The 15,424-nt window shown below is 68.6% G+C and carries 14 protein-coding genes; 5 read left to right on the plus strand and 9 right to left on the minus strand.

Features of this window, described 5'->3' with window-relative positions:
* Positions 1-37: 37 nt before the first annotated feature.
* The gene (locus AC3ANJ_RS17695; RefSeq protein WP_488317448.1) at positions 38-2,182 is read right to left on the minus strand and encodes an ATP-dependent Clp protease ATP-binding subunit; all 2,145 of its coding nucleotides are present in this window, start codon (positions 2,180-2,182) and stop codon (positions 38-40) included.
* Positions 2,183-2,267: 85 nt separating this feature from the next.
* A complete protein-coding gene (locus AC3ANJ_RS17700) occupies positions 2,268-2,885 on the minus strand; it encodes a hypothetical protein (protein WP_488317449.1) in 618 nt (205 codons plus the stop codon).
* A gap of 178 nt (positions 2,886-3,063) precedes the next feature.
* Between AC3ANJ_RS17700 and AC3ANJ_RS17705 the strand changes: the two genes are divergently transcribed.
* Positions 3,064-4,209, plus strand: coding sequence for a serine hydrolase domain-containing protein (locus tag AC3ANJ_RS17705; RefSeq protein ID WP_488317450.1), 1,146 nt, complete (start codon positions 3,064-3,066; stop codon positions 4,207-4,209).
* 71 nt (positions 4,210-4,280) lie between these two features.
* Positions 4,281-5,066 carry a MerR family transcriptional regulator gene (locus tag AC3ANJ_RS17710; RefSeq protein ID WP_488317451.1) on the plus strand — a complete coding sequence of 262 codons (786 nt, stop codon included), beginning with the start codon at positions 4,281-4,283 and terminating at the stop codon, positions 5,064-5,066.
* Between the two features lie 32 nt (positions 5,067-5,098).
* On the opposite strand, the gene coaBC is transcribed toward AC3ANJ_RS17710, so the two are convergent.
* On the minus strand, positions 5,099-6,295 hold the full coding sequence (coaBC, locus tag AC3ANJ_RS17715; RefSeq protein ID WP_488317452.1) for a bifunctional phosphopantothenoylcysteine decarboxylase/phosphopantothenate--cysteine ligase CoaBC: 1,197 nt from the start codon (positions 6,293-6,295) through the stop codon (positions 5,099-5,101).
* Between the two features lie 169 nt (positions 6,296-6,464).
* Here coaBC and AC3ANJ_RS17720 point away from each other — a divergent pair, with 169 nt between their 5' ends.
* On the plus strand, positions 6,465-7,139 hold the full coding sequence (locus AC3ANJ_RS17720; RefSeq protein ID WP_488317453.1) for an NRDE family protein: 675 nt from the start codon (positions 6,465-6,467) through the stop codon (positions 7,137-7,139).
* Positions 7,140-7,205: 66 nt separating this feature from the next.
* Here the strand turns inward: AC3ANJ_RS17720 and AC3ANJ_RS17725 are convergent, their stop codons facing one another.
* From AC3ANJ_RS17725 to AC3ANJ_RS17735, 3 genes are all read right to left on the minus strand, one after another.
* Positions 7,206-8,366 (minus strand): endo-1,4-beta-xylanase, encoded by a 1,161-nt coding sequence (locus tag AC3ANJ_RS17725; RefSeq protein WP_488317454.1) that lies wholly within the window; start codon positions 8,364-8,366, stop codon positions 7,206-7,208.
* Positions 8,367-8,494: 128 nt separating this feature from the next.
* Positions 8,495-9,772 (minus strand): FAD-dependent oxidoreductase, encoded by a 1,278-nt coding sequence (locus tag AC3ANJ_RS17730; RefSeq protein WP_488317455.1) that lies wholly within the window; start codon positions 9,770-9,772, stop codon positions 8,495-8,497.
* A gap of 70 nt (positions 9,773-9,842) precedes the next feature.
* Complete coding sequence (locus AC3ANJ_RS17735) at positions 9,843-10,811, minus strand: GlxA family transcriptional regulator (RefSeq protein WP_488317456.1); 969 nt, start codon at positions 10,809-10,811, stop codon at positions 9,843-9,845.
* Between the two features lie 102 nt (positions 10,812-10,913).
* Between AC3ANJ_RS17735 and AC3ANJ_RS17740 the strand changes: the two genes are divergently transcribed.
* Together AC3ANJ_RS17740 and AC3ANJ_RS17745 are read left to right on the plus strand one after the other, a co-directional pair.
* On the plus strand, positions 10,914-11,078 hold the full coding sequence (locus AC3ANJ_RS17740; RefSeq protein ID WP_406248373.1) for a hypothetical protein: 165 nt from the start codon (positions 10,914-10,916) through the stop codon (positions 11,076-11,078).
* A gap of 29 nt (positions 11,079-11,107) precedes the next feature.
* On the plus strand, positions 11,108-11,620 hold the full coding sequence (locus tag AC3ANJ_RS17745; RefSeq protein WP_488317457.1) for a hypothetical protein: 513 nt from the start codon (positions 11,108-11,110) through the stop codon (positions 11,618-11,620).
* Between the two features lie 10 nt (positions 11,621-11,630).
* On the opposite strand, the gene AC3ANJ_RS17750 is transcribed toward AC3ANJ_RS17745, so the two are convergent.
* The 3 genes from AC3ANJ_RS17750 to AC3ANJ_RS17760 form a co-directional block, all read right to left on the minus strand.
* Positions 11,631-12,755, minus strand: a complete 1,125-nt coding sequence (locus AC3ANJ_RS17750; RefSeq protein ID WP_488317458.1) for an AI-2E family transporter — start codon at positions 12,753-12,755, stop codon at positions 11,631-11,633.
* A 136-nt stretch (positions 12,756-12,891) separates the two neighbouring features.
* A complete protein-coding gene (locus AC3ANJ_RS17755) occupies positions 12,892-14,115 on the minus strand; it encodes a glycosyltransferase family 4 protein (protein WP_488317459.1) in 1,224 nt (407 codons plus the stop codon).
* 10 nt (positions 14,116-14,125) lie between these two features.
* The gene (locus AC3ANJ_RS17760) at positions 14,126-15,346 is read right to left on the minus strand and encodes a glycosyltransferase (RefSeq protein WP_488319312.1); all 1,221 of its coding nucleotides are present in this window, start codon (positions 15,344-15,346) and stop codon (positions 14,126-14,128) included.
* Positions 15,347-15,424 lie beyond the last annotated feature (78 nt).

Raw genomic sequence — 15,424 nt, forward strand, 5'->3', positions numbered from 1 at the left:
CTCCCGTTCGTGAGTCTTCCTCCGAATCGTACGTCGATCAGCTCGCGCTGGTCAGCACCAGCCCTGACCCGTCGGCCGCGACATCCACTCGCACGGTGTCGCCGTCGCGCACCCCGCCGGACAGCAGAGCCGTCGCCAGCTTGTTCTGCACCTCGGACTGGATGAGCCGACGCAGCGGCCGCGCCCCGAACAGCGGGTCGTAGCCGCGCTCGGCCAGCCACGACCGGGCTCCAGGCGTCACCGCGAGGCTCAGTCGGCGCTCGTGCAGACGCGCCTGCAGCTGGTCGACCGCGAGCTCCACGATCTGTGCGAGGTCATCCTCGGTGAGCGCCTGGAACATGACGATGTCGTCGAGCCGGTTGAGGAACTCCGGCCGGAACGCCTGCCGCACGAGGGCCATGACCTGCTCCCGCTTCACCTCGGTCGACATCGTGGGGTCGATCAGGATGGGCGAGCCGATGTTCGAGGTCAGCACCAGGATGACGTTGGTGAAGTCGACCGTCCGACCCTGTCCATCGGTCAGCCGGCCGTCGTCGAGCACCTGCAGGAGGATGTCGAACACCTCCGGGTGCGCCTTCTCGACCTCGTCCAGAAGGACGACGCTGTACGGACGGCGGCGGACGGCCTCGGTGAGCTGCCCGCCCTGCTCGTACCCGATGTACCCCGGAGGGGCGCCGACGAGGCGCGACACCGAGTGCTTCTCGCCGTACTCCGACATGTCGATGCGCACCATGGCGCGCTCGTCGTCGAACAGGAACTCGGCGAGCGCCTTCGCCAGCTCGGTCTTGCCGACACCGGTCGGCCCGAGGAACAGGAAGGATCCGGTCGGGCGGCCGGGGTCGCTGATGCCCGCGCGCGAGCGTCGGACGGCATCCGACACCGCCTTCACGGCATCCTTCTGGCCGATCAGCCGCTTGCCGAGTTCAGACTCGAGATGGAGCAGCTTCTCGCTCTCGCCCTGCAGAAGGCGACCGACGGGGATGCCGGTCCATGCCGCGATCACGGCCGCGATGTCCTCCTCGGTGACCTGCTCGTTGACCATGCGCGGCTCGGTCGAGGCGGTCGCCTCGGCCTGCTCCGCCTCGGCGATGTCGCGCTCCAGGCGCTTGATCGTCTCGTACTCGAGCTTGGACGCCTTGGTGTAGTCGGCGTTGCGCATGGCAAGGTCGCGCTGCGTGATCGCGTCGTCGAGCTGCTTCTTCAGATCGCCGACGCGGTTCAGGCTCTGCCGCTCGCGTGCCCAGCGTTCTTCGAGGATGGCGAGTTCCCGCTCGAGCTCCACCAGGTGCTCGCGCAGGGTGCTCAGCCGCTCCTTCGACGCGGCATCCTTCTCCTTCTTCAGGGCAAGTTCTTCGAGCTTGAGCCGGTCGACCTGGCGCTTGAGCTGGTCGATCTCGACCGGCGAGGAATCGATCTCCATCTTGAGTCGCGACATCGACTCGTCGACGAGGTCGATCGCCTTGTCCGGCAGCTGCCGGCTGGGCAGGTACCGGTTCGACAGGGCGGCGGCGGCCACGAGAGCACTGTCGGAGATCGTGACCCCATGGTGCGCCTCGTACCGACCTTTGAGTCCTCGAAGGATCGCGATGGTGTCCTCGACGGTCGGCTCGCCGACGTACACCTGCTGGAAGCGGCGCTCGAGCGCGGCATCCTTCTCGATGAACTCGCGGTACTCGTTCAGCGTCGTCGCGCCGATCATGCGCAGCTCGCCACGGGCGAGCATGGGCTTGAGCATGTTGGATGCCGCGACGGACCCCTCCCCACCACCGGCGCCCATGAGCACGTGCAGTTCGTCGATGAACGTGATGACCTTGCCGTCGGATTCGGTGATCTCCTTGAGGACCTGCTTCAGCCGCTCCTCGAACTGCCCGCGGTACATGGCACCGGCCACGAGGGCCGAGATGTCGAGAGTGACCAGTTCCTTGTCCTTGAGCGACTCCGCCACGTCTCCCGCGACGATGCGCTGCGCGAGACCCTCGACGACGGCGGTCTTGCCGACGCCCGGCTCGCCGATGAGCACCGGGTTGTTCTTGGTGCGGCGGGTGAGCACCTGGCTGACACGACGGATCTCACTGTCGCGTCCGATCACCGGGTCGAGCTTGCCCTGCCGGGCGCGGTCGGTGAGGTTGATCCCGAACTGCTCGAGAGCGGACTGCTGGTCTTCCTGTGCCGGGTTGGTCATCTTTCCTCCTGCGGAGACTCCTTCATAAAAGTTGAGTGGTGATGACTCAAGTTTAGCAGGATCACGCCGGACCGGCCAGCGACGGTCAGATCAGGATCGGGAACGTCAGCATGATGATCGCGCCCGTGACGCCGACGACGACCGCGAGGCCGAGCAGCACCCATCGCACCCACATCACGAGATCGCGCTGGGACATCGCGGTGAGGAACAGCACGAGGGCGAACAGCACCGTCAGCAGCGTGTAGTTGTCGCCGCGCTGGTTGCTCTCGAGGGCGTCGGCGAAGCGCTTGTCCGCTCGCTCGGACAGTTCGGCCGCCTCCTCGGTCCCCGGTGGCACGTACTCCTCCACCACGAACGGCCCGCGTTCGATCCGCCCGCCGTCCTCCCATGCCTCGAAGGCGACGGCGAACTCCGGGCTGAACCGCTCCTCGATGTACGCCGTCAGCTCGGCATCCTGCGCGCGATCCGCGAGCACCCACTCGGTCCAGATCGTCAGGTCGTACTGGCGCGCGTCGCGGGCGGTGCCGTCGGCGACGCCCGAATTGATGCGCGCGCCGGATGCCTCACTGAAGGCGATCGACATGTCGCCGCCCCATTTGGAGGATTCGAATCCGCACCACGCGGTGAGCACGGCGGTGATCGACAGCACGAACACGGCGATGACGTCGAAGACGTCCCGTCGCTGCCTGGTCGTCTCGGTCATGCTGTGATTCTGCCGGACCCGTGCGGCGAACAGGAACAACGCCGCGAAGTGTTTCCGCGGCGATCCGACTTCCGCTCGATGCGGGAACGGGGTGTTGACCTTGACCTCGGGTCAAGGTGCACACTCGGCGCAGCGACACCGGATCGGGTCGCGGAAGCCGAATTCGAAGGAGCACGACATGACCACGCCCACCCCGCAGCAGCAGTCCGGCACGACCGCCCCCGACCGCCCCGAGCTGCAGGAGATCCTCGACGGCATCGTCGAATCCGGCATCACGGGGATCACTCTCCGCATCCGTGATGAACGAGGCGAGTGGACCGGCGCCGCCGGTCGCGGCGAGCTCGGCGGCGACGCGACTCCGCCGATCGACGGACACGTCCGTGTCGGCAGCAACACCAAGACGTTCACGGCGGCTCTCGCGCTGCGCCTCGTCGCGGAGGGACTGATCGCACTCGATGCTCCGGCTGCCGAGTACCTGCCCGACTTCGAGATCGATCCTCGGATCACGGTCCGCATGCTGCTGCAGCACACCAGCGGCATCTTCAACTTCACCGGCGAGTACTACCCGGACGGAACGGTCGTCCCCGGCATCCCGTCGACCATCGCCGGCAAGGAGTGGGTGGACAACCGCTTCGCCTCTTACGCGCCCGAGGAGCTCGTGCGTCTGGCTCTGTCGAAGCCGACGCGCTTCGAGCCGGGGACCGACTGGAGCTACTCCAACACCAACTTCACCATCGTGCGCCTCATCATCCAGGCCGCGACCGGGCGTTCGATCGCGGAGGAGATGGACCGCCTGATCATCGAGCCACTGGGACTCTCCGGCACCGTTCAGCCGACCTACGAGACCGGCATCGCCGAACCGCACGCGCATGCGTACTACCGATTCGATGACGGCGGCGTGGAGCGGACCGTCGATGTCACCGAGCAGAACCCGTCATGGATCTCCAGCGGCGGCGACATTATCTCGACGTCGCATGACCTGCAGACCTTCATCTCGTCCATCGCCACCGGCGACCTGCTTCCCGCCGAGCTCCGCGAGGAGATGCGCACGACGCGCGAGACCCCGATCCCCGGCATGGGCTATGGACTGGGCCTGTTCGTGCAGGATCTCGGTGAGCACGGCACGGTGCTCACGCACAACGGCGGCGCGGCGGGGCACGCTGCGCTGATGTACGCCACACCGGACGGACGCCGGACGATGACTGCGACGGTGAACTACGTCGACGACGCGGCCATGTCGTTGGGGATTCCTTTCCAACAGGGGTCTCAGCGCCTCGTCGACGCGGTCTTCCGCACCGAGCCCGCCACGACGCCGAACCCGTGATGCGGGAGATGCCTCCGGTCCAGGGCGGCGTGGATACCGCCTCCCTGGACCGGAGGCAGGATGCTGGACGGATGAGCAGCGGAGTCACGATCGGCCAGGCGGCGGCCTACGTGGGCATCACGGTGAAGACGGTGCGGCACTATCACAAGCTCGGTCTGGTCGCGGAGCCGGAGCGTGATCTCTCCGGGTACCGGCGCTACGACCCGGACGACCTGCTGCGCCTCGTCCAGGTGCGCACGCTCGCGGGGGCCGGTGTGCCACTGGCCGAGATCGCCGCACTCCTCGACGCCGACGACGAGGATTTCGTCGAGACCATCGGCGCCGTCGAACAGCGGCTCGACGCGCAGATCGCCGAATTGATCGCCCGCCGCGCCACTCTGAGCCGACTCAGCGACGGCAACCGCGCACTGCTTCCGAAACGCGCCGTGGCTCTCCTGGAGCGGATGCCGGAGCACGGCTTCAGCGCCGAAGAGATCGAGACATCGCGCCAGGGGCTCATCCTCGCGAAGGCCCTGGTGCCCGAGCGCTTCGACGAGCACCTCGCCGCGATCGAAGATGCGCTCGTGGATCCGGATTTCGTCGCGCTCAGCAGGCGGGGAGCCGATTCGGCGACGTGGGCTCCGGATGATCCCCGGATCCCTGAGCTCGCCACCGCCATGGCGGATCACTATCTCTCCCATCCCGAGCACCTGCGTATCGTCACCGGAATGCAGGCCCGCACCGACACCACCGCGCGGTATCAGATGGTGCGCGACTTCGGCTCCGACGAAGGAACCGCGGCCGAGCGGATCCTCGCGCTGGTGGAGGCCCGCCTGCGTGAGGCGGGCGTGCGCATCCCTCGTCCGGGCTCCGCCTGAGCTGGGCGACTCCGCCTCTCCTCCAGGTTGCGTCAGCGGGCGGCGACCACGGCATCCCATACGGCATCCGCGATCCGGAGCTTGGTTCCGGATGCCGCACCGACGACACCGTCGGCGGAGACGATCTGCACCGTATTGTCCGCCGCTTCGAAGCCCTGCTCCCAGCCGACCTCGTTCACCACGAGCAGGTCGACGCCCTTGCGCTCGCGTTTGCGGCGAGCGCGATCGAGCAGCTCCTGCTCGTTCTGCGGCGTCTCGGCGGCGAAGGCCACGACGAACTGCCCCTGGCGTCGACCGGCGGCGAGCCCGGCGACGATGTCCTCGTTCTCGACCAGGTCGATGCGCGTGAGGGTGCCCGCCTCCTTGGTGAGCTTGCGCTCGGCCGTCTCGGCCGGCCGGTAGTCCGCGACAGCCGCCGCCATCACGAGGACGTCCGCGCTCTCGGCCTCGCGCCGCATCGCGGTTCCGAGGTCGGCGGCGGTCGCGACGTTCTCGATCCGGATGCCGGGGCGCACGGCATCCGCCAGTACATCGGCGGAGACGTTCGCGGCGACGAGGACGACGTCGGCACCGCGGTCGGCGGCCGAGACGGCGAGCGCCGTGCCCTGCCTGCCGCTGGAGCGATTGCCGAGGAAGCGCACCGGGTCGAGCGGTTCGCGCGTTCCGCCCGTCGAGACGACGATGCGGACCCCGGCGAGATCCTGCGGACGGACAATTGCGAGCGCCGCGTCGAGGATCGCCTCCGGCTCCAGCATCCGACCGGGTCCCGAGTCTCCCCCGGTCAGCTCGCCGTCGCCAGGGCCGACGATCGTCACGCCCCGCGCACGCAACGTCTCGATGTTCGCCTGCGTGGCCGGATGCCGCCACATCTCGGTGTGCATGGCAGGAGCGATGGCGACCGGCGCCGTGGTGGCGAGCAGAGTCGTGCCGAGCAGATCGTCAGCCAGGCCCGCAGCCATCTTCGCGATCGTGTTGGCGGTGGCGGGCGCCACGATGACGAGATCCGCGGCCTGTCCGAGCGCGACGTGACGCACACGGGCGACGTCCTCGTGGACGCTGGTGGTGACGGGATTGCGGCTGATCGACTCCCACGTCGGCATCCCGACGAAGCGCAGCGCGTCCTCCGTGGGGATCACCGTCACGTCGTGCCCCGCCTTGATCAGCAGCCGCACCAGGTGCACTGTCTTGTACGCGGCGATGCCGCCCGTCACGCCGACCACGATGTTCATGGGTCGATTCTCCCTGACTCGGGCGCTTCCGCAGGCCGGGCCGGCGCACGAACGGGAGGAGGACGCATGATCCGGAGGGCCGGATACCGCGTTCCGCTCCTCCCGTTCGTGCGATCTCCTCCCGTTCGGTGCGGTGCCGCCGGCTCCCACCGCGGCTAGGCTGACGAACGTGTGCACCGTGGTGATCGACGTGGCGGATGCCGGAAGCTCACGCCTGCTGGCCGTCCGCGACGAGGATCCCCAGCGCGCGTGGGATCACATCGGCGCGTGGTGGTCGTCCGACTATCCGGGCGTCGTCGGCATCCGCGACCGCCGTGCGGGCGGAGCCTGGCTCGCGGTGAATCCGGCGGAGCATCGCCTCGCCGTGCTGCTCAATCGCGCCGACGTCCTCGACCTGCCGGACGCCGCGTCGCGCGGGTCACTCGCGCTGGAATCGGTGATGGGCCGCTCGCCGGCCGGCATCCCGCGCATGCACGGCTTCAATCTGCTCGAGGCGACGCCGGACGCCGCGCGTGTGATCTCCTGGGACGGTGTCGCGTTGCGCGAGACGCCGATCGACCCCGGCGTCCACATGATCGCGCATGACGATCTCGACGACCCAGGCACGCCGCGCATCGCCGCCTGGCTGCCGCGGTTCCGCGCGACGGATTCGGATGCCTGGGTGAGCCTGCTCGCCGAGACGGCCGAGCTGCCGGCGGAGGACGACCGGGCGATCATCCGCGACAACCGGCCGCACGGCTATCCGACGCAATCCCTGCTGTTCTGCACGGCCACCGTGTCGGATGCCGGGGTGCAGGTGCATGACGAGGCGCTCCCGCGCCCCGGTCACTGGAAGGCGGAGTGAGCTCGAATCGCTCGATCGACTCGTGATCCTCCCGGATCAGGGTCGATCGAGCGATTCGAACCGGGATCAGCGGCGCGGAGAGGTCCCCGGCGTCGCATCCGTGAGGGACTCGAGCATGGCGTCGAACGCGGGCTTCGGCGTGAAGTCGTCCTCGAACGGGGTCGCCCAGCCCTCACCGGGGAAGACGTCCGGAACCCACGAGTTCGCATCCGGGAAGCCCCAGACCGTGAACGACGAGCAGGCCCCCACGTTCAGGCAGGCTTCGAGCAGCGCGTCGTAGCGATCGCTCTGCGTCGCGGCCTGCTCCGGCGTCGGGCCGGTCTCGCCATCGAGGAGCGGAATGCGCACGTCGGCCTCGGTGATCGCGACCTTGAGACCCAGGTCCGCGAAGCGCTCGAAGTTCGACTGCAGCGACGTGTCGAATCCGTACTGCAGGCTCAGGTGCGCCTGGGCCCCGAAGCCGCCGAGCGGCGCGCCCCGCCGCAGCAGCTCCTGAGCGAGCGCGTAGTACGCGTCCGTCTTCTCGTTGATGCCCTCGGCGTTGTAGTCGTTGAGGAACAGCACCGCGTCGGGGTCGGCCTCGTGCGCCCACTGGAACGCGTCGGCGATGAGCCCGACGGGGTCGTCGGCGCACGCCTTGAGGAACGGGTTCGCCTCCGTGCGCAGCTTCACGCCGCCGTTGTCCCAGCCGTCCTGGAAGATCTCGTTCGCGACATCCCACTCGTAGATCTGGCCCTTGAAGTGTCCGACCACCGTGCGGATGTGGTCCTCGAGCACGGTGCGCGCGTCATCGCACGTCCAGGTCCGGCTCGCCTCGGTCACCCACGCTGGGTTCTGGCTGTGCCAGAGCAGGGTGTGACCGCGGACCTCCTGATGGTTCGCCTCGGCGTAGGCGACCAGCGCGTCGGCCGACTCGAAGTCGTACTCGTCGGCGGACGGACGCAGTGCATCCCACTTCATGTCGTTCTCGGGCGTGAGCGACGAGAACTGCGCACCGAGCACCTTCTGATACTCGGTAGGCGCCTTGGGGTCGTAGCTCATGAGCTGCTGCCGGCCCCACACCGCGCTGCCGATGGCGAGGTCGGCCGGTGCCTGATTGCGCAGCGCGTCCTTGTCGGCATTGCTGAATCCCGGAGGCGTGGCGTTCGCGGCAGTCGCGCCGCACAGCGGCAGCACCAGGGCTGCAGTGGCCGTGGCCACCAGAAACGATCGGATCGATCGGCGCATGGAGTTCTCCTGACATCATCGTCGTACGCGCCGCTCGTGCGACGCGTATGTTTGCGTTCGCAACAAAAGATAGAGCCGCGGGATGCCGAGAAGCAAGAGTTTCGGAAAAGTATCGGAGTTGCTTCCGGTCAGGCGACCGGAACGATCGCGCCGTGTTCGCGCAGCAGTGCGCGCAGTTCATCCAGCGGCACTTCATCGATCGCGACTCCCCGTGCGGCCGCGAGTGCCGCCACGGCCCCGGCGGCCTGACCCGTCGCCATCGCAGTCGCCTGCACCCGGTACGCGGAGTTCGCCTCCTGGTCGCCGGCGATGCAGCGCCCCGCGACGACCATGTTGCGATTGCCGGCGGGAATCATGGCGGCCAGTGGGATCGTCGCGACCTTCCCCTCATCCAGGTACGTCTTGGCGATGCCGTTGCCGTCGGGGCGGTGGATGTCGATCGGGCAGTAGCTGAAGCACACCGCGTCATCCCATACCTCGCCACTGAGGTACTCGGCTCCGGTGAGGCGTCGGATGCCGTCGATCGTGCACGTCTCGCGCACCCCGACCTCGGTCGCCCCGTACGTCACGGTCAGATGCTCAAGACCCGGCAGCGGCTTCAGGAAACGGAAGATCCGCAGCAGCGCCGCGCGGCCAGCGGTCTCGGCCGCAGTGCGACCGACCGACGACGAACCATCGATGCCGACGAGGTGGATCGCGTTGTCGCCGTGCTTGCGCAGGAACGACTCCAGCACCCGGCCGTGCGCACCGAAGTCGCTGGGGAGGATGCACCCCTCCTCGAGGGCGCGGTCGAACTCCGTGTTCAGCAGGTCGTAGTCCAGCGTCTCAGCGTCGTACCCACCCAGCAGGATCGCCATCGTGCCCGGCTGCGTGGCCGTGCTGCGATGCCGTTCGAGACCCGCCAGGCCCACAGCATCCGCGTCGCCAGAGCAATCCACCACCCGCGCGGCCCGCAGTCGCTGCAGCCCCTCCTTGCCCGCGAGCGTCACGTCCCACCGCCGGCCCCGCCACGACAACTCCGCGAGCATGGTGTGCAGGTGGAGCTCGACACCGGATGCCGCGACCGTCTCGCTCTGGACCGCGGAGTACAGCGGGGCGTTGACGCGGATCTGCAGTTGCCAGTGCGGCAGATCGGTACGGGAGAAATCCGGCAGCGGCGCCCCCTCGAGTTCCATCGCGGCGCGCACCATCTCCCAGCCGATGCCGGAGATCACCTGCTCGCCCCACGCATGGAACAACCCGGGGAAGTTGATGCCGGCGGTGGTGGTCGTGCCACCCAGCATTCCGTTCTTCTCGATCAGAAGCGTGTGCGCCCCGGCACGCGCCGCCTGAACCGCGGCGCTCACACCGGCGGGGCCACCTCCGAGAACCAGAACGTCGGCATCGACATCAGTGGTGGAATCCATAAAGTCCACTCTATGGATTAAGTCCGGTAAGCGCTATCCCGAACAGGCGTTCGCCGCGGCACTCCCGCCGTCAGGCAGCGGACTCGTCCCGCACGCACGAGAACGTCGCGCGATAGGCCGTCGGCGTCGTCCCCAGCACGCGGGCGAAGTTCTGCCGCAGCACGGCGGCGGACCCGAACCCGCACTCCGCCGCGATCCGGTCGAGGCCGAGGTCGGTGCGCTCCAGCATCCGCTGCGCGTGGATGATGCGCTGGCGCGCGAGCCAGGCAGCCGGCGTCGCGCCGTGCTCGGCCTTGAAGCGGCGCGCGAACGTCCGCGGCGACATGTGCGCGCGGTGCGCGAGCTGCTCGACCGAGAGGTCCTCGCGCAGATTCTCGATCGCCCAGTCCGTGACGAGCGCGAGCGAGTCGCTCTGCACGAGCGGCAGCGGCCGATCGATGAACTGCGCCTGCCCGCCGTCGCGCTGCGGCGGCACCACCATCCGCCGGGCGACCCGGTTCGTGAGCTCGGCGCCGATCTCCTGACGGAGCAGGTGCAGGCAGGCATCCAGCCCGGCGGCCGTGCCGGCGCTGGTGATGATCCGGTCATCCTGCACGAACAGCACATCCGGGTCGACGTCGATCTGCGGGTACATCTCGGCCATCACATCGGCGTACATCCAGTGCGTCGTCGCGCGCTTGCCGTCCAGGATCCCGGATGCCGCGAGGATGAACGAGCCGCTGCACACGCTGAGCACCCACGCCCCCCGCTCGTGCGCGGATCGGACGGCATCGAGGATCAGCGGGTCGATGTCGCCCCAGCGCTCTCGCGGCAACGGGCAGACCACGACGAGGTCGGCCTCGTAGGCGAAGGCGAGATCGTGCTCGACGTTGAGCGAGAAGCCGAGCTTGGACGCGATCGCGCCAGGTCGGGGCGCCACCACCCGGAAGTCGAAGTTGGGAACGCCGTCGTCGGACCGATCGAGTCCGAACGCTTCGCACGCGACGCCGAACTCGAACGGCGCGAAGCCGTCCTGGACGATGCAGGCCACGGTCTTCATGAGCACTCCTTCTCCGACTGCCACCCATCATGGCAGTTTTCCGACGAACCGTGTCCATTCTGCCACTCGTGACCCTAATAACGCGAGCGTAGCGTTTCTGCCATGTTCATCGTCATCCTCCTCATCGCCCTCTCGGTCTGGGGCGTCGCCTGGGTCATCGTCGACGTGCGGCGCGACGGCTACGGCCAGCGCGCGACCGACTGGTCCCGCGTGGCAGGTCACGACGACGCGCTCCAGCGCGCCGAGTCCACGACCAGCTATCGCTGACCGCCTGCCAGGCGACTATGCTCAGCGGCATGAGCGACCCCCAGCAGCCACAGGTCCCGCCCTACGCACAGCCGCAGCAGCCGACATCCGGACCGTTCGCCGCGCAGCCCGTCTACGGGGCACCGGCAGGTCACCACGCGCAGCCGCAGGGGTATCAGCTCAACACGAACTCGGCCCAGCCGGGGTATCCGTCTCCGACCGGAACCGGCAACGCGAACCCGCCCGGTCGCCTCGGCTTCATCTTCGGGCTCATCGCCGTCGGCCTCGGGTTGATCTCGACCCTCGCCAACACGGTGCTGATCTACAGCTACGACTACAGCAGCGGCTACGCGATGATCGAGGTCGCGAACTGGTTCGGCTCGTTCATCGTGCTCGCGGTCGCCGGCCTCGCGCTCGGCTTCGGAATCGCCGGGCTCCGCCGATCCGCCGCCCCGCACGGCCAGGCGGGCATCGCCGTCGGCATCGGCATCGCCGTCATCGTCGGGTCGCTCGGCAGCATCGTCATCAACGGACTCGGCCGGGCGTTCATCGGCTACTTCTGAATCGCGCCGGTCACCGCGACCAGGGCCAGCGCCGTCGGCGTCTCGTCGGCTGCGGTTCGGGTTCCGGTTCCGGCGGCACGGCGGAATGGTCGCCCGAGACCCAGCGCAGCAGCAGTGCGTCCGGGTTGCCTTCGAGCACCAGCGTGCGCGTGAGCAGCGTCAGCGGGATCGACAGGATCGCACCGAGCGGACCGATCACGAAGGTCCAGAAGACGACCGAGAAGAAGCTCAGCGTCAGGCTGAGGTCGACCGCGTCGCTGACGAACTTGGGCTGCACCAGCACCTGCAGCACAACGTTCACGACGCTGTAGACGATGAGGACACCCAGCAGCAGGGGCCAGTCCCCGACGAAGAACGCCAGGATCGCCGGCGGGATGACACCGAGGATGAAGCCGATGTTCGGGATGAAGTTCGTCACGAACGCCAGCACCGCCCACACCACGGCGCCGGGGACGTTCATCGCCCACAGCGCCAGCCCGTCGATAATGGCGACGATGGCGCCGAACGAGGCGTTGACGATGTAGTACCGACGAATGCCGCTGTTCAGGTGCGTGATCCGGGCGATCACGGAGCCGTGCGTGGCGTGGAAGACCACGCCTGCCTGGCGGTAGCGCGCCGCATCGATGGCCATGAAGATGATGTAGGCGAAGACGAAGAACAGTGCGGTCGCCACCGCCAGCACGGTGCCGCCGATGCTGGACACCAGGCTCAGCAGGGTCGCCGGATCCAGAGCGGATGCCGCGGCATCCGCCGCTTCGCCGGCGAGGCCGAGGGATTCGAGCCAGCCCACCATCTCGTCGAGGCGGTTCGACAGCCCGCCGTCCGCCGCGAGGTCGACGACCAGGTGGGCGAACTGGTTGCCCGCGAACCACAGCAGCAGCCCCATGACGCCGAGGACGACGTAGGCGACGGCGATCACGGCCGCGGATCCGGCCCAGTTCGGCCAGCCGCGACGCTCGAGGGGACGGCGGAGGGGTTCGCAGATCACGACGATCACGATGGCCAGCGCGATCGGGCCGACGATCTCCCGCGCGAACGAGAGGCCGGCGATGACGACCACCGCCGCGGCCAGCGACAGGAGCACGCGCAGGCTCGGCGAGAGCATTCGGTCGGAGGAAGGCGCGGGGCTGGTCACGGGGCAAGCGTAACCTCCCCTTTCGCTCGTTGAGCGAGCGAAGCGAGTCGAAACGGGGTGATCGCCGATCGGCGGTGACCGCGTTTCGACTCGCCTCCGGCTCGCTCAACGAACGAGGCGGGCGACGGGCTCCGGGTCAGCCGCGCGCGAGGACCCGCTCGTACACCGCGATCATCGCCGCAGTGCGCGACGACTGCCGGAAGGACTCGGCCACCTCGGCATCCGGAACCGGCGCCGTGCCTCCGGCGATATCGGACGCCGCAATGCGCAGCGTCTCCGCCAGCGCCGCGACGCGCTCCGGTTCGCCGGCATCGGAACCGGGGACGAGCCACTGCCCGCCGCGCAGCTCCGCCCCGATGTCGGGGTCGCTCACGATGGTCGGGGTGCCCAGCGCCGCCGCTTCGAAGGGCGTCATGCCCTGCGTCTCGAAGCCGATCGACGTCTGCACCACGGCATCCGCTGCGGCGATGCGCGCCAGCGTCTCGGCATACGGAAGCCGACCGGCGAACCGGATGCCGTCGTGCCCGCGCGCGATCCGCTCGGCGGCGCGCAGCTGCCCGCCGCCGCCGATGACCTCGATCTCGGCATCCACACCCGACGCGACGACCGCTTCGAGGAAGGGCAGCAGCCGCTTCTCGGGACTCATCCGTCCGAGCCAGACGAACCGCGGACGCCCTGGTTCCCGCGGGCCTCGAGCGGCGAGCGTCCGGTCGAGCACGTCGTCGTCGATGCCGTTCCAGACCACGTCCACGCGGTCGAGCACTCCGTGCTCCTCGAGGCGGCGCGCGAAGTGCCCCGACGGCGCGGTGACCGCACCGGACTCCTGGGCGATCCCTCGCAGATACGCCCAGCCGTCCCAGCCGGGCACCCGCTCGCCGATCCCCCGCATCGCCGTGCGGCGCCACGCATTGAGCACGGCGAGCACGGGGCGGTGCAGCAGCGTCACCGCCGCGAGGCCGACGTCCACCCTGTTGTGCATGGTGTGCACGACGGGGATGCCGTGACGATGAGCGAAGCGGTGACCGATGAACGCGCCCCAGAAGTCCGCCTGCACGTGCACGAGATCGACGGGCGGTCGTGACGCGAACGCCCGATCCAGGAACCGGTCGACCCGCTTGCCCGGCCAGGTCATCGAGTACTCGCGGTCCACGGTGATCGGGATCGACGGGGTGTCGAGGCACGCCGGATCAGGCTCGCCGTTCGCCGTGCTCGGGGCGCTCGAACGGCCCACGTGCATCCGCGGCGCCACCACCGTCACCGTGTGCCCGGCGTGCTCCAGGAACCGCCGTTGCAGTCGCATCGACACCTGCGCCCCGCCGAGCGAGTCGAGGTGTTGATCGCCGAACAGGACGATGTGCATGGGCCGCCGCCTACTCCGGCAGGGGCTCGTTGCGGTACAGCGCCTCGAACGTGTCCAGCGTGCGGTTGATGTCGTGCACGATGACGCCGTCGAGCGATGCACGCTGCATCCGCTCGTACTCCGCAGGCTCCGCGGTCAGCACGGCCGTGAGGCGATCCGCGAGCGCATCGGCATCGCCCGGCTCGAACAGGTAGCCGTTCTCGCCGTCGTGCACGAGATGCGGCAGCGCGACGGCGTCCGCCGCGACGACCGGAAGCGCGGAGGCCATCGCCTCCATGGTCGCGATCGACTGCAGCTCGGCGATCGATGCGATCACGAACAGGCTCGCGCGCGACAGCAGCGCACGCAGCTCCTCGTCGGTGGTGCGACCGTGGAATTCGACGCGCTCCGCGAGCCCCAACTGGGTCGCGAGGTGCTCGAGGTGCTTGCGCTGGTCGCCGCCGCCCACGATGTCGAAATGCACGTCGAGGGCCGGGTCCAGCTTGGTCATCGCCTGGAGGATGACCTCGATCTGCTTCTCGGCCGTGAGCCGGCCGACGAAGATGATCCGGTTCTTCTCGCGCGGTGCGACGACCGGCGTGTACTGAGTGCGGTCGATGCCGCAACTCACCGGGATCACGCCCTGGATCTCGATCGTGCGCTCCAGGAAGTCCGCAGCGCGTCGCGTCGGCGTCGTGACCGCGCGGGCGAGGTTCAGGGTGCGACCCGCATCCCCCCAGGCCCACGTGATGATCGGCCGGTTGATGGCATCGGGGAACGCGGAATGGTCGAGGATGTTCTCGGCCATGACGTGGTTCGTCGCCACCACGGGGATGCCCCGTTCACTCGCGATGCGGGCGAGACCGCGGCCGATGATGATGTGCGACTGGATGTGCACGACATCCGGGTTCACGGCATCCAGCACCTGACGTGCGTAGTGCTTGGAGCGCCACGGCCAGACGAAGCGCAGCCAGTCGTGCGGAAGCCAGCGCACGGACGGCAGGCGGTGCAGCGTCATCCGCTCGCCCTCGATGACCTCGGTGTGCGCCCGCGACCGACGGTAGGCCTGGTTCGGCGCCACGACGTGCACCTCGTGTCCGCGCTGGACGAGCCCGGCGGCCAGCCGCTCGGCGAAACGGGCTGCTCCGTTGATGTCCGGCGCGAAGGTGTCGCAGCCGATGACGATCTTCAGAGGACGGGATACGGGAGTGCTCGACTGGTCGATCGGATGGTCGGAAGAAGTCACGGAGATGCTGCCTTACGGTCGGGCTGCCACGGAGATTCGGTGCCTGGTCGGGCGCAGGCAACTCTACCCGAGCGGCCCGCAGAG

This window comes from Microbacterium sp. STRO-1N, assembly GCF_057748015.1.